Raw genomic sequence first — 15126 nt, forward strand, 5'->3', positions numbered from 1 at the left:
TAAGCAGTACTCAACCGAACAGCTCCATGCCATCAATTTCTATCCAAACTTTGTGTAGGCGCTTGACGGAGATCGGCATCAGAGTCTTTAACGTCTGTGCAAACAGGCTCACACGGAATTCCTCAAGCATCCAGCGATACTCTACCAGTGCAGGCTCTGATGCCAGCTCTCTCCTCGAAAACTTCTCAATCTGATTATCGAAAGACTCGGCAGCCTTGTGGTACTCCACTTGCAACTTGCGGTCGCGGTTTGGATCGAGGGCCGCCTTTTCCAGACGCACAGAAATCGCCTTGAGATAACGGCCATACTGGCGCAACCATTGCAGAGGGGTATCAAACAAGACACCCCGGTAGAAAAGTCCTGCCAATTGCTGCTGGATATCCCCCACCGCCATAGCGACTGCCAGGTTCTTTTGCTGTTTGATCTGCTTGCGCAGGGGAACCAATTGCCCCAGGGCTTTGACCAAAAGGTCGCCAATTTCCTGGGCCACTCCCACCAAATCACCCTCTTTCTCCAGTGCAGATAGAAACTCAGCTTCACTGCGTGGCCAGTTTTCATCTCCCCAGAAGACTTCACGCGCGGCAGCCATCAGAATATCGTCTGCCACTTCTTCGCGGCGCCCCAGATCTGCGGCGGAAAGCCCCAACTCTTTGCCACGCAACAGCTCTTTACGTAGATATTTCACCTTCTCGGGCAAGTGCAACAGAGCCAAGCGGCAGATCCCAGCACGACTCAGGCGTCGCGCTTCAGCGGGATTATCCAGCAATTTCAGGGAAACACTTTCCTTAGCTTCTACGAGCGCCGGATAGGCGCGCACCTTGAGCCCTCCCTGATCGAGGGTATGAGTTTCCGGCAGTTCACCAAAATCCCAGCTGGTAATATCATCCCGCTCGAAGCTATCGCCCGCATTTGCCAGTCCCTGCTGTACCCGGTCGCGATAGCGTGCCTGCAATAGCGAGAGATCGCGATCCTGATCCAGCAATTTTCCTGACTCATCCAACACCTGAATATTAAAGCGGTAGAAATCTTCCAAGGAATGTTCCGCAGATTCCCAGGCATCTTCAGGCAGCTTCTGAGCGGTCTGACGTTGCAGCTCCAAGGCCAGCGACTGCCATAGGGGAGTATTGTCTGCGCGCAGTCGCGGCAGGGCCTTATCCACAGCCGCCGGTACCGGTACAAAGTATTTGCGCCACTGTTTCGGCAGGGCTTTTATTAGGGCGATACATTTATCTCGTAAAATTCCAGGTACCAACCAGGAGAGTCGAGCAGCAGGCACCTGATGTAACGCCCCAACGGGCACCTGGATACTGACGCCATCATCTACACTGCCGGGCTCGAAGTGATAACGGAGTGGGTAAACAATACCCCCAGCCTGCAGTTCGTTAGGGAATTGCGCCTCACCCACGTGATCAGCACTCTGCTGCATCAACAACTCACGGGGGACAAACAGCAACTGCGGATCACTGGTTTCAGCTTTCTTGCGCCAATGCTCAAACCCGGCCAGGTTGACGACATCTGCGGGAACTAGCTCATCGAAAAAGCGATAAACCACTTCATCGTCCACCAAAATATCTCGGCGACGGGACTTGGCTTCCAACTCTTCCAGGGATTTCAACAGGCCAGTGTAGTGCTTATAAAAACGACCCTTGCCACGATAACGCTGTTCCACTAATGCTTGGCGAATAAATACTTCCCGGGCGATTTGCGGGTCCAACTTGCCATAGGGAATACGGCGTTTTTCTACCAGTACCAAGCCGTACAGAGAGACTTTTTCAAAAGCCATTACTTGCCCAGAGCGGACATCGTAGTGGGGCTCAAAATAATTGCGTTTTACCAGGTGCTTAGACGCAGCCAACACCCAGTCCGGTTCTATTTTCGCAACAGTGTGGGCGAACAAGCGGCTGGTTTCTAATAACTGAGCGGAAACCACCCAGCGCGGAGGTTTTTTAAATTGGCCGGAGCCGGGGAAAATATGGAAGCGACGATTACGACAACCGATAAATTCCTTATTCTCATCTCGAGCGCCAATATTACCAAGTAAACCCACGACAATGGCCCGGTGTATTGCCTCGTACTCCGCAGGTTCTTTGTTTTCTTTGACTTCGAGGTCCCGGCAAGCCACACGCAATTGGTGGTGAATATCTCTCCACTCACGCATACGCAGCCAGGATAAGAAGTTTTTCTGGCACCATTTGCGCAGCTGGTTTTGGCTCAGTTCCTGGCGCTGAGTCTCGAAGGCATCCCATAGCTGCACAAAGGATAGAAAATCCGATTGCTCATGCTGCCACTGTCGGTGCTTTTCATCCGCCGCTTGGCGCTTTTCCGCCGGACGTTCGCGCGGGTCCTGCACGGCCAGGGCAGCGACAATAATTAATAATTCGCGCGCACTGCCATTGTCCGCACCGGACAGCAACATTCGACTCAATCGTGGGTCCAGCGGCAAACGTGAAAGTGCGCGGCCCAGTTTGGTTACTCTGCCCTGGTCATCGACTGCCTGTAATTCCTGCAACAATTTATAGCCGTCATTGATTAGGCGCGGATCGGGCGGATCGACAAAGGGAAACTCACGGATATCGCCGATACGCAGCTGCAACATTTGCAGGATTACCGCTGCCAGGTTGGTGCGCAGAATTTCCGCATCGGTAAATTCTGCGCGCTGTGCAAAGTCCCGCTCTTCGTACAAGCGCACACAGACACCGGCACTGACACGACCACAGCGGCCAGCGCGCTGGTTGGCACTGGCCTGTGAAACCGGCTCTATGGGCAATCGTTGGATTTTACTGCGATAGCTGTAACGGCTGACACGCGCAGTACCCGGGTCAATCACATAGCGAATACCCGGCACCGTAATGGAGGTCTCCGCCACATTGGTGGCCAGCACAATACGGCGACCTTTATGGCCGTGAAAGACCTTAGCCTGTTCTGCCAAACTTAACCGTGCATATAAGGGCAGTATCTCTAACTGAGCAATCTGCGCATCCCGCAAAGCCTTGGCACACTCGCGGATTTCCCGTTCACCACTCATAAATACCAGGATGTCCCCGCCGCGCCGGCTGCTGGACTTTTCCTCATGCAGTAACTCTTCAACTGCTGCGACAACCTGCTCATTGAGGTCTGCATCGCTATCTGCCGTCGGGCGATAGTGAATTTCCACCGGGTAAGTGCGACCGGATACTTCGATAATCGGTGCGTCATCAAAGTGCTGAGAGAATTTTTCTAGATCAATCGTAGCTGAGGTAATAATCAGTTTTAAATCTGGGCGCTTGGGCAGAATGGTTTTTAAATAGCCCAGTAGAAAATCAATATTGAGGCTACGTTCATGGGCCTCGTCGATAATCAACGTATCGTATTTATTCAACAGCGGATCGCGCTGAATTTCAGCCAGCAGAATACCATCAGTCATCAATTTGACATGTGTGTGCTCGGTGCTGTGGTCGGTAAAACGAACCTGGTAACCGACTGATTCCCCCAAAGGTTGCTGCAATTCTTCAGCAATTCGATTGGCCACTGTGCGCGCGGCGATTCTACGTGGCTGTGTATGCCCAATCTGGCCATAAATACCCCGCCCCAGGGACAGGCAGATTTTGGGTAACTGGGTGGTTTTACCGGAGCCGGTTTCACCAGCGATAACAACAACCTGATGCTTTTCGATCAGCTCGGCGATTTCCTCACGCCGCGCCACTACAGGTAACGACTCCGGCCACTGCACTTCGGGCAATTTGCCCCGGCGCTCTTCTGCCAGAGACTGGGAAACCTGCAGCTGCTGCTCCAGCTGGGCCAACATACGATCGACCGGCTTGCCCTCTTTCTGGCGCCGGCGCACATTTTTAACCGTTCGATACAGCTGGAAGCGGTCCTGCCCCATACAGCCGGAGATTCGGGCCTGTAAAGCGCCCAGGCTTTTATCTGCTTCGGTGTGACTCATAATTCATACAGAATTGGTAAACGGGAGATTATACCCGCACTTTGCTAAGGGGCAGAAAATCCCTTGGTGGCGCTCAACTATACTGGTCCAGATAGTAATTTTTTTCACAGGCGCACTGCTTTTGGTGGCAGTGCTGCGCCTTAGGGTCACACCTTGCGAGCAGTACTATGCAAGAGATCAAGCCCAAGCCCCCCGCCAGCGCCGGACAGCTGTTTGGCCACCCCAAAGGGTTGTTTCTGCTGTTTGGCACCGAGATGTGGGAACGTCTCAGCTACTACGGCATGCGCGGTATTTTTGTCTTTTACCTGACTTCCACTGCCACTGCCGCAGTCTTCGGCTGGGAACAGCTCACCGATACTGAATTGCAGTCCAAAGCCCTGAGCTATCTGGGCTGGTACGCCATGTTGGTGTACCTGACCCCCATTATCGGTGGCTGGATGGCTGACAACCACTGGGGGCAGCGCCGCTGTATCATGTTTGGCGGTACCCTGATGATGCTGGGGCAATTCTCCCTGGGTTTTCCTCATACCTGGCTACCAGACGGTAGTGAGATTTACATGCTGTGGCTGGGGCTGGCCCTACTGATTATCGGCAATGGTTTCTTTAAACCGAACATCTCCACTATGGTCGGGGATCTCTACGAAGAGGGGGACCACCGCCGCGATACCGCATTTACTATTTTCTATATGGGGATCAACCTGGGCTCAATTCTCGGTTATTTGGTCGTAGGCTGGATTGGGGAAAAGGTGGACTACCAGCTCGCCTTTATTGTTGCAGGCATTGGTATGTTGCTGGGCCTGATTCTGCAAATGACTCAAGCCAAACGCTACTTGGGAGAAATAGGCGTAGAACCCTCCGCTCATCTGGAACTGAAAAATAAAAAAGACGAGGAGGAAAATAAACATCGCCCCCTCACACAGGAAGAGCGGGATCGCATTAAAGTCATTCTGGTTCTGGGTGTGTTTATCGTGGTTTTTTGGGCTGGTTTTGAGCAAGCTGCCGGGTCAATGAATCTATTTGCCAAGTACCGCACCGACCTGAATATCTTTGGATGGGAAATTCCTGCCAGCTGGCTACAAATGGTCAATCCCTTGTTTATTATTATCCTCGCACCGATTATGGCCTCTATCTGGGTAGGTATGGGAGATCGCGAGCCGAGTTCACCGGCTAAATTCAGCTTGGGGTTAGTTTTTCTCGGAATCGGTTTTCTCTCTATGTGCGGCGCGGCACTACAAATCGGTGACTCCGAGACCATTAAAGCAAGCATCTGGTGGCTAATTTTCGCCTACATTTTTCACACCATTGGGGAACTTTGCCTGTCACCTATCGGACTTTCTGTGGTGACTAAATTATCTCCCCTGCGCTATTTATCCCTGATGATGGGACTCTGGTTTGCCTTTATTGGTATCGCCAACAAAGGGGCGGCAGAGATCGGTAAATTAGTGGGGGTTTCTGGACCACTCGCCACTTTCGGCGGTGTCGCACTAACTGCCATAGTGGCCGGTTTTATTCTATATTTGATTCGTGAAAAACTAGTGGATTGGATGCACGGTGCAGAAGAGGTGCATGTTACAGTGGGCGAAACCACCAGAGAAGAAATCAGTATCACTGCTGATCATGAGGGAACGCCACCCAAACACTTCAGCGGTAATAAAGAATAGTACTTGATTAACTCTAAAGTTATTCATCGGGTAGTACGACACAGGAGTGTGCCGCCTGCAGATAATTCCTTGCCTAAAACTCCTTAGATTAGAGCTTCTTGCAAGGAACCTTCATTGACGCCGCTATTAGCGGCCTTTGACTAAATAGGCAATCGCCCGATCCAATCCCTCAAGAGTCATCGGATACATGTGCCCATCCACTAGACGCTGGGTCATGCCGATACTGGGCGTAAACTGCCAATACTCCTCATCAACCGGATTTAGCCAGATCAGATTGTGGTAAATATCGGTGATACGTTCCATCCAGGCTGCACCCGGCTCTTCATTCATATGCTCAACACTGCCGAAACGGCTGGTAATTTCGTAGGGTGCCATAGAGGCATCACCGACAAAGATTACCTTGTAGTCCTTGCCATAGGTACGCAGTACTTCCAACAGAGACGTATTCTCGCTATAGCGCCGCTGGTTGTCTTTCCACACATGTTCATAGACAAAGTTGTGAAAATAAAAATACTCCAAATGCTTAAATTCTGAGCGGCAGGCAGAGAATAACTCTTCACACACACGCACATAAGGGTCCATAGAACCGCCCACATCGAAAAAGATCAGCACTTTTATTGCGTTGTGCCGCTCTGGCACCATCTTAATATCCAACAAACCCGCATTGCGCGCAGTGGAAGAAATGGTGTTATTCAAATCCAGTTCTTCTGCTGCGCCAGTGCGGGCAAATTTACGCAACTTCCGCAGAGCCACTTGGATATTGCGAGTTCCCAGGCTGATACTGTCATCCAGATTTTTAAATTGGCGCTTCTCCCAAACCTTGGATGCCGAGCGATTACGTCCCTGCCCTCCCACCCGAATACCACCAGGGTGATAGCCACTGTTACCAAAGGGGCTGGTGCCACCGGTGCCTATCCAGCGATTGCCGCCACTGTGGCGCTTTTTCTGCTCTTCGAGACGCTTTTTGAATTCCTCCAGCAACTTTTCCAAACCACCCAGGCTTTGGACTTTAGCCTTTTCCTCTTCGCTTAATTGCTTGAGGAATTCCGCTCTGAGCCAGTCTTCCGGGATCATTTGCTCAACGATATCGTCGAGGGTTTCCAAATCTTTGAAATAGGCCTCGAAAGCGCGGTCGAACTTATCGAAATGTTTTTCATCCTTCACCAGACAGACACGAGCGAGGAAATAAAATTCCTCCAGATCTGCAAAAACCAGGCGCTGTTGTAAAGCCTCCAGCAAGGCCAACAACTCGGTGATGGATACCGGTAATTTATAGCGACGTAAATTCAGGAAAAAGCCAATCAGCATAGTAATTCGCAGTCAGCAATGGGAAAAAATGCTCAGTGGTACCGAGCGGAACATCATCAGGGGCAGAAGTTTACCCCTAATGAAAGGCAACAAGGCTTGCTCAGCGGTTGTCACGACGTGCCATAAACGCCAGGCGTTCGAGCATATGCACATCTTGCTCATTTTTCAGCAAGGCGCCATACAGTGGAGGAATGGCACTGCTGTTATCGCGATTCTTGAGTACTTCTTCCGGAATATCATCGGCCATCAACAACTTCAACCAATCAATCAGCTCTGAGGTGGAAGGCTTCTTCTTTAAACCCGGTACTTCGCGCAACTGGAAGAAAATATCCATCGCTTCTGCGACCAGTTGCCCTTTAATTTCCGGGTAATGGACATCGACAATTTTGCGCATGGTATCGCGGTCGGGAAAGCTGATGTAATGAAAGAAGCAGCGGCGCAGGAAGGCATCCGGCAGTTCTTTTTCATTATTCGAAGTAATAATGACAATGGGGCGGTGCTTAGCCTTGATAGTTTCTCCGGTTTCGTAAACGAAGAATTCCATTCGATCCAGCTCCACCAACAAGTCGTTGGGGAATTCGATATCTGCTTTGTCAATCTCATCGATCAGCAGTACCACACGCTCTTCCGCAGCAAAGGATTCCCACAGCTTGCCGCGCTTGATGTAATTGGCAATATTGTGAACCTTATCCACCCCCAACTGGGAGTCGCGCAGGCGGGATACCGCATCGTACTCATAAAGTCCCTGCTGAGCCTTAGTGGTAGATTTGATATGCCATTGGATCAATTTCATTCCAAGGCTCTCGGCAACCTGTTCCGCGAGCAGTGTTTTGCCGGTGCCCGGTTCGCCTTTGATCAACAAAGGGCGCTGTAAGGTGACGGCTGCATTCACCGCCATCTGCAGGTCTTCGGTAGCTACATAGCTATCGGTACCGGTAAATTTCATGCTTACTCCAATCCTGTCATCACGCTATCTTCAGATTTAGCGAATGATAATTGAACAGCGGGGCGGGTGGCGAGGCGGGAACGATCAAATTGGATGACCAGCCCGAGTAGAGACTAAATGAAGGGGATTATCGACTATGGCTCAAGCCATCTGAGTGCTGCGGCGGTGTACTACTTGGCGCCCCTTACCGGTGATATACCAGCGAATCCCCAGGTGACTGTGGATTTTGCCCACCATTTCTAATACAAGCAGGCTGTTAAGGGCACGGGCAATAGAATTGGTCTCCATACCACTATCTTGCACCATACCACTTAGGGAGCGGAATACACACTCACCGTCATTTAGCAGATTGAGTACCTGCAGGGCATTGTCGTCCAGCTTGCGAATTTGGTTGAAATCCAGCACCGGCCCCTGCTCCAGATCCCCTTCTATCTCATGTTCCAGCAAAGGCATCATTTCCAATTGCATAGTGCGCAGTTCCTGCTCCATATTTTCCACTCGAGCACGGGCGATACTGGCATCGCGCAGCTGGCGACGCGCAGCATTAAACACGAACATGCGGGAAGCTATAGCGGCAAGCAGACAATAACCGGTAAAAATCAAAAGCCGCGAAGGGTCGCCTTGGATTTCGATCAGTAAATCGCTTTGGGTAAACTTCAGGAAGATTGGCACCATTAAGGCACCACACAATCCCATAATCAGGCAGCGAGCAAGGCCGGCGGGATCCTCCTCCGTAAACAGCATTTGATAATAGTTCACCAGCCCACCGAGAATGCCCGATACCAGCATTACTGCAGTGAGAATCAGCAGGTGGTCGAGCATCAGGGTTCCTCAGCCATCTGGCAACCTGCGCCATAACAATGGGCGAAAATCTACGCCAAGGGCAATTTATAAACTTTATCTGTCGTGAGTCTGGCTTACCAATAAGTAACCCTCTCCACTGGGATATTCAGGAAATACAATCCATGATTTCCCAACAGGGGCTTGTTTATTGGTCTTTATCAGTAAGCCGGCTCGTCTGGCCTCACGCCAAGTGCGTAAGCAGCCTAATAGATATAGCAGCTGTCACCATCCACAGAGAGGCTAGAGAAAGGAAGGAACGCCTTTGATAAGCAAGGGGAGAAAAGTGAGTGGGCCCAGTTGCGATGAGCCCTGTGATGAGGGAAGATCTGGATGAAAAATCCCGTTACTGTTCCTTGAAGTATGGGTCTTCGTCGAAACGACGGCGGCGACTGCGACGAAACTTAGATAATAGCGAAACCAGTCCCCACACAATCATCACCGCTAAAGCACCACCTGCAGCAAATACCAAATTTGCTGTCACTTCCGGTGCAGCCCCATTTTCTTCAAATAATACCTGGTAGAGATACAGGGGTAGTACGGGCATGGCTACTGACTCGGCCACCGGTATTTTTACCGGCAGCAGTAGTACACCAGCCAAGACCAATAACAAGGTGCGGCGCAGCCAGCTCCAGCGCCAATTGCGCATAAACCACCAGCCGGCAGCTAGTAAAACCAGTGTCGAGCCGGTATATACCAACCAGGCAAGTTGAAAATCTTCAGACATTTTTTATTTACTCTATGTTTCCCGCCCAGTTCAGGAACTAGTGACTATGCCTCACTAGCTCAACCGGCTTCCACCCAAGTGACGATGTGCTCCTCCATATCGTCTGGGTGAACCAGCTCCTCACTGATGACACTGCCGCGCACAGACATACCCGCTTTGTGTACAGACTGGCTATCTCCACTCACAAGCGGATGCCACTCCGGCAAAGGGTGCCCTTCGGCCAAGCGACGGTAGGCACAGGTGCTCGGAAGCCAGGTGTATTGGTCTATATCCTCTACCCGCAACTGTACACATCCAGGCACCAATTCTTTTCGCCTTGAATACTGGCTACAGCGACAGGAGTCTGTATCCAGCAAACGGCAGGCGACATTGGTGTTGTAAAGCTCACCAGTTTCCTCATCTTCCAGGCTGTGCAGGCAGCAGCGCCCACAACCATCACACAGAGCTTCCCATTCAGGTTCACTCATTTGCGCTAGAGTTTTACGTCGCCAAAAAGGCAATTGTGCCATTAATCTAACTCAGCGCTGCAGTTTGCTGTTTTTCAATGCGATCTCACGCATTTCAGAATCGGCCACCGGCGGCATCTGCAAATAGTAACCTTGCACACGTACCTCTTGCAGGACTTTGTCGGCATTTGCACGCGCCAGTTTGCGCTCTGGAGTCATTAGCATGGTAGTGACGTGCTGGGGGCTGCCAAACAACTCCAATAAATTTTTAGGTACCCGCGCAGTCCCCTCACGCTTATCGACGTACAAATACATTTCTTCTTTTTTGGGACTGCGATAAATATCACACAAGACTTTCACTTCATTTCCTCTTTGCGTAAATGTCGCAGAGCTTTAAGCAGGGGCCGACCAACCACTTCGGCGCGCCAACCACAGAGACGCCCCTGCAACTGGGGGTCGCGAGCAAGGACCAGGGCTTCCAACTCTTTTTTGCGAATTAGGATTTCTGCAGGCAGATTTTCACGCTCTGCAATACTCGCGACCTCTTTACGCAGTAACTTCAGTAACTCCCCCTGTTGTCGGTTGAGCGGCTGCGGTAAACGCGTCGGCAAATCGCTGCGCTCCAGGGCGCGGGAAATCAACTGCAACAACCTATCACCGTGTTCTCGCAGAGCACGGCCCTCGAGGCCAGCCTGGCTCAAGGCGCCTTTATGCCGCGGCAACTGCTGGGCCATGGTCATACAGAGATTTTCCTTGAGCAGGTGGTTGCGCGGCATATTTCGAGTTCGCGCCTCACATTCCCGCCAAGTACAAAGGTCCTGTAACACGGCCAAGTGTTTGCCGCGCAGGCGCCAGGCACCTTTCACTTTCTGGTAATAGAACTCAGGGGGTTGCGGGCTTCGCGCAGTTGCCACCAAAGTTGTGCAGTCTTCAACTAGCCAAGTTTCCCGCTGCTGCTCCTGCAACCGCTTTAGCAAGGCACCATAGAGAACCGGCAGCCAAGCTACATCGAGTGCGGCGTAGGTTTTCTGCGCATCACTGAGAGGGCGCTGCAACCAATCCGAGCGGGTCTCACTCTTCGGCAGTTCAATACTCAATAGCTCGCGCACGGTAGCGGCGTAACCAAGGCCCGCCCCCATACCACTAATCGCCGCGGCGATCTGAGTGTCAAAAATGGGCTCGGGGATTACCCCCAGCAGACGCTCCAGAGTTTCCAAATCCTCGCTGCAGCTGTGCATAATTTTTGTAACAGCCGTATCCAGCAGCAGATCACGCAACGGTTGCAGGTCTTCAATGGCGAGATTATCGATGAGGTAGCAGTGCCTGCCATCCCCAACCTGTACTAGGGCCGGCTGAGGATAAAAGGTGCGACTGCGCATAAACTCGGTATCCAGAGCCACAGCGCGCTGCTGTCGCCACTGTGCGCACAAAGCCGCCAACTGCTCGCAGGAGTCCACCCAGCGCGGAGTAGTATCTATTTCAACCATCGGTATTACTCTGCTGGGGGGAAGAAGGCGGTGCGACTATTGAAGGCGTGCGCCAGGGTACCGCCGTCGATATATTCCAGCTCACCGCCGATGGGAACGCCATGGGCGATACGACTGACAGTCACTCCCTGCGCTTTGGCGCGCTCGGCAATGTACTGGGCTGTCGCCTCCCCCTCTACTGTGGGATTGGTGGCGACAATCAACTCCTGTAATGGCTCACTGGCCAACCTGCGCTCCAGCAGGTCCATACCAAGATCCACGGGGCCGATACCATCGATCGGAGACAAGTGACCATGCAGCACAAAATAGCGGCCATGGTAGTTACCAGCCTGCTCAATCGCCAGCACGTCGGCGGGAGTTTCAACAACACAGAGAGAGGTTTGTTCGCGTCGGCTATTGTTGCACAGGGTGCATACGACTTCTTCGGTCAATGTACGGCACTGCTGACAACGTCCGACCTTCTCCACAGCCTGCGCCAGGCTGCGCGCCAGTAATTCTGCAGCGTCGCGATCCTTTTCCAACAAGTACATCGCCATGCGCTGGGCCGACTTGGGGCCCACACTGGGCAGGCAACGCAGCGCGCGAATCAACTCTTCGATTAAGGGACTAAACATATAAGGCTAAACAACCGGGCTCTGCCCCTTAAAATGGAAACTTGAAGCCTTCCGGCAGATTCATGCCAGAAGCGAGGTTGCCCACCTGCTGCTTTTGTAACTCCTGGGCCTTCTCCTCAGCTCGGCGCACAGCATCGTTCACTGCCGCGGCCAAAAGATCTTCCAACATCTCTTTGTCTTCAGACAGCAGGGAAGGGTCGATTTCCACAGAGATAACATCGTGCCGGCCATTCATGGTGACCTTAACCATACCCGCGCCGGATTCACCACACACCCGTAGCTCATTTAACTCCTGCTGTACCTTCTGCATTTTTTCCTGCATGTCGGCCTGCATTTTCTGGGCCTGTTGCATCAGATCGCCCAAACCTTTCATAGGTAACCTCTATCTCTATTATGTGTGAGCCCGGTTAGATGCCGGGCAACCAAAAACTCTATCAATCCGCCTTCGCTAGGGACTCGACGGTATCTGACACTAACTCAGCGCCCAGCTCGGACTGAAGTTCCTGAACCAGGGGGTCTGAGGTGAGGGCATCCCGTGCTGCTGCTAGGCGTGCATCGCGAGTCGCCGCAGCCAAACGTGCCGGCGTACTGCCTTGTACCTGCCCCACCTGAATCTGTGCAATAACCGGCTGCTGGAAAAAGTCTCCCAGCAAGTCCCCCAGGCGCCGCTGATGCACCTCGTCATAAAGACTGCTAAAAGATTCGTCCAGGGTAAAGGAAAGTATATTGTCCTGGCGCCCCACTAGCTCCAGATGCTGCGCGATCGAGTGTAATATGCCGCTGACGCCCAACTGCTTATAGAGTGCCGGCCAGCTACCTGATGTAAGGGCATCAAAGCGTGCCGGCGGCGCTTCAGCAACCTGAGCAACCGCTTCCGTTCTCGTGGGGGCCGGGTTTTCTAGCGCAGGGGGGGAGGCCTCGACTTCCGCTACGCGTTGGCGAAGTTCAGCTAGAACCCCCTCCCGCGAGCCAGAGGGCTGCGCGCTGGGTACCTCTAGTGGCCGCTCAACTATTGCAGTCTGGGTATCCAGTACTAACTCGCCGGCTTGTTCTGCATGGTATGGAGGCTGCTGGGGCGCGGGTTCTTCAAGTTTAGGAGGCATACCCCCTCTAGCCGGCACCGAGTTCTGAACCGGGCTTTCAATATGCGCAGCTGCTATCGCTTCAGCATGAGGCCCTGGAGTTGGCACAGCCTCAGACTTTTTTTCGTCGGCATTCTCCTGCTCGATAGGCGCCTGCTCCCCAAGAGCCGTCTGAGTTTGCGCACTAGCAGTTGTTTCAGGCAGTTCTGCCCTTGGAATTGTCGCTACACCCTGCGGACGGAACGCCAGCATGCGCAACAGCGCCATTTCAAAGCCACTACGGGGATCTGGGGCCAGGGGCAGGTCACGGCGAGCGTGCAGGGTCATTTGATAGTAGAGCTGTATATTCTCTGGGGCTATACGACTGGCAAGCTGTCGTAGCCGCTCGCCATCACCCAGGGCGTTATCTATCGACTGGGGCAAAATCTGGGCGACCGCCAGACGATGTAAGTTATCGGAGAGCTCTGCCAGGGTGGCGCCAAAGTCTGGAGCCTGTTGAGCCAGCTCAGCGACAGTAGCAAACAACGTCGCCGCATCTTCATCTGCCAAGGCATGTAGCAGTTTCCACACCAAGCCGGTATCGATACTACCGAGCATGCCGCGCACTTCGGCTTCACTGATTTTGCCACCGCCAAAAGCGATAGCCTGGTCGGTGAGACTCATACCATCGCGCATACTGCCGTCTGCCGCGCGGCCTAGCTGCCAAAGGGCGCCTTCTTCAAAAGGCACCTGTTCCTCCCCCAGTACAAAGCGCAGATGCTCGACAATCCGCTCGGGGCTCATATTCTTAAGCTTGAACTGCAAGCAGCGGGACAACACAGTTACTGGCAGCTTCTGTGGGTCTGTAGTGGCAAGCAGGAATTTTACATGGGGCGGCGGCTCCTCCAGGGTCTTCAGCAGGGCATTGAAGGAACTGTTCGAGAGCATATGCACTTCGTCGATCAGATAGACCTTGTAGCGACCTCTGGTCGGAGCATACTGGACATTTTCCAGCAGCTCCCGGGTATCCTCCACCTTGGTGCGGGATGCCGCATCCACCTCAATCAAATCGACAAAACGGCCATCGGCTATCTCATTGCAGGCATTGCACTGTCCGCAGGGCTCAGAGCTGACACCCTCCTCACAGTTCAGGCATTTGGCCAGAATTCGGGCAATTGTGGTCTTTCCCACTCCCCGAGTACCGGCAAACAGGTAGGCGTGATGCAGCCGGCCGTTATCCAAGGCATTGATAAGTGCCTGGAGCACGTGCTCCTGCCCCACCATCTCCTTAAAAAGACGCGGGCGCCATTTACGTGCCAGTACTTGATAGCTCATCCAGTCTCCGGTGCTCGGCACACCTCTGCCAACTTATATCTCAGCGCCTTTGGCGCGGGCGCCATTATACCGGCATAGACGACGAGGCATAGCGAATAGCAGGCTATCATCCCAAGAGATCGTTTCGCGCCACTCGTAGCCCAAGCCAACCTTGTGATATAACTGCGCCAGCTCGCACTAAGAACAAACAATTCACAACGATAAAGCGAGCCTGGGACGGGGAAAGCAATACGCAATGAATAAAGCCAGGAAGACACTTCTGGAGAGGCTATTTGCCGAGCACGGCCAAGCCTTGGTGCGCTTTGTCGCACGTATTGTCAAAAGCCCAGACGATGCCGAGGATATTGCTCAGCATGCCTACCTGCGCCTACAAAAACTCAGCGATGAAAAGGAGTTGGAAAACCCTCGCGCCTACCTCTACCAAATCGCAAACAATCTGGCTGTTGACCAACTACGTCGAGGCAAGCTGCATGTGGAGTACCTCAACCAGCAAGTCTCATTAGAGGGGGAGACTCACGGTAACGACCATACCGATCACCAGTCCCCAGAACGGGTTCTCGCTGCACGCCAACAGTTACAGTCCATCTATGAGGCAATGGATAAACTGCCACTGAAGTGCCGACAAGCCTTTCTGCTGCATAGAACTCGCGGACTCTCTTATAGTGAAATCGCCCATGAAATGAACATCTCGGTGAGCAGTGTGGAGAAATATATTCTACAGGCACTAAAGGCCTGCCGGCGCAAAGTGGATTCCTCCCCGTAAACCATTAGGGCTC

The 15126-nt window shown here is 52.7% G+C and carries 13 protein-coding genes; 2 read left to right on the forward strand and 11 right to left on the reverse strand.

Annotated elements, in window-relative coordinates; genetic code table 11:
- Positions 1-10 precede the first annotated feature (10 nt).
- Entirely contained in the window at positions 11-3925 is a 3915-nt protein-coding gene (hrpA, locus tag ACJJH9_RS15910) for an ATP-dependent RNA helicase HrpA (RefSeq protein ID WP_444923356.1), read from the reverse strand.
- A 167-nt stretch (positions 3926-4092) separates the two neighbouring features.
- On the opposite strand from hrpA, the gene ACJJH9_RS15915 reads away from it, so the two are divergent.
- The gene (locus ACJJH9_RS15915) at positions 4093-5586 is read left to right on the forward strand and encodes a peptide MFS transporter (RefSeq protein WP_444923357.1); all 1494 of its coding nucleotides are present in this window, start codon (positions 4093-4095) and stop codon (positions 5584-5586) included.
- A 126-nt stretch (positions 5587-5712) separates the two neighbouring features.
- On the opposite strand, the gene ACJJH9_RS15920 is transcribed toward ACJJH9_RS15915, so the two are convergent.
- From ACJJH9_RS15920 to dnaX, 10 genes are all read right to left on the reverse strand, one after another.
- Positions 5713-6894 (reverse strand): vWA domain-containing protein, encoded by a 1182-nt coding sequence (locus ACJJH9_RS15920; RefSeq protein WP_252084687.1) that lies wholly within the window; start codon positions 6892-6894, stop codon positions 5713-5715.
- A gap of 100 nt (positions 6895-6994) precedes the next feature.
- Positions 6995-7840: an AAA family ATPase gene (locus ACJJH9_RS15925; protein ID WP_252084686.1), complete on the reverse strand. Its 846-nt coding sequence runs from the start codon at positions 7838-7840 to the stop codon at positions 6995-6997.
- 141 nt (positions 7841-7981) lie between these two features.
- Positions 7982-8662 carry a YEATS-associated helix-containing protein gene (locus ACJJH9_RS15930; protein ID WP_252084685.1) on the reverse strand — a complete coding sequence of 227 codons (681 nt, stop codon included), beginning with the start codon at positions 8660-8662 and terminating at the stop codon, positions 7982-7984.
- Positions 8663-9026: 364 nt separating this feature from the next.
- Positions 9027-9407, reverse strand: coding sequence for a hypothetical protein (locus ACJJH9_RS15935; protein WP_252084684.1), 381 nt, complete (start codon positions 9405-9407; stop codon positions 9027-9029).
- A gap of 59 nt (positions 9408-9466) precedes the next feature.
- Entirely contained in the window at positions 9467-9916 is a 450-nt protein-coding gene (locus ACJJH9_RS15940) for a YcgN family cysteine cluster protein (protein WP_252084683.1), read from the reverse strand.
- Positions 9917-9925: 9 nt separating this feature from the next.
- Positions 9926-10213, reverse strand: coding sequence for a YcgL domain-containing protein (locus ACJJH9_RS15945; protein WP_252084682.1), 288 nt, complete (start codon positions 10211-10213; stop codon positions 9926-9928).
- The gene (rnd, locus tag ACJJH9_RS15950) at positions 10210-11340 is read right to left on the reverse strand and encodes a ribonuclease D (RefSeq protein WP_444923358.1); all 1131 of its coding nucleotides are present in this window, start codon (positions 11338-11340) and stop codon (positions 10210-10212) included. The genes ACJJH9_RS15945 and rnd overlap by 4 nt, the downstream gene beginning before the upstream one ends.
- Positions 11341-11345: 5 nt before the next feature.
- Positions 11346-11954 carry a recombination mediator RecR gene (recR, locus tag ACJJH9_RS15955; protein WP_444923359.1) on the reverse strand — a complete coding sequence of 203 codons (609 nt, stop codon included), beginning with the start codon at positions 11952-11954 and terminating at the stop codon, positions 11346-11348.
- A 28-nt stretch (positions 11955-11982) separates the two neighbouring features.
- Positions 11983-12327, reverse strand: a complete 345-nt coding sequence (locus ACJJH9_RS15960; RefSeq protein WP_152451685.1) for a YbaB/EbfC family nucleoid-associated protein — start codon at positions 12325-12327, stop codon at positions 11983-11985.
- Between the two features lie 61 nt (positions 12328-12388).
- Positions 12389-14350 (reverse strand): DNA polymerase III subunit gamma/tau, encoded by a 1962-nt coding sequence (gene dnaX / locus ACJJH9_RS15965; protein ID WP_444923360.1) that lies wholly within the window; start codon positions 14348-14350, stop codon positions 12389-12391.
- Between the two features lie 235 nt (positions 14351-14585).
- On the opposite strand from dnaX, the gene ACJJH9_RS15970 reads away from it, so the two are divergent.
- Positions 14586-15113, forward strand: coding sequence for an RNA polymerase sigma factor (locus ACJJH9_RS15970; protein WP_252084678.1), 528 nt, complete (start codon positions 14586-14588; stop codon positions 15111-15113).
- Positions 15114-15126: the final 13 nt, after the last annotated feature.

The organism is Microbulbifer mixtoriginis (SeqCode), assembly GCF_052466715.1.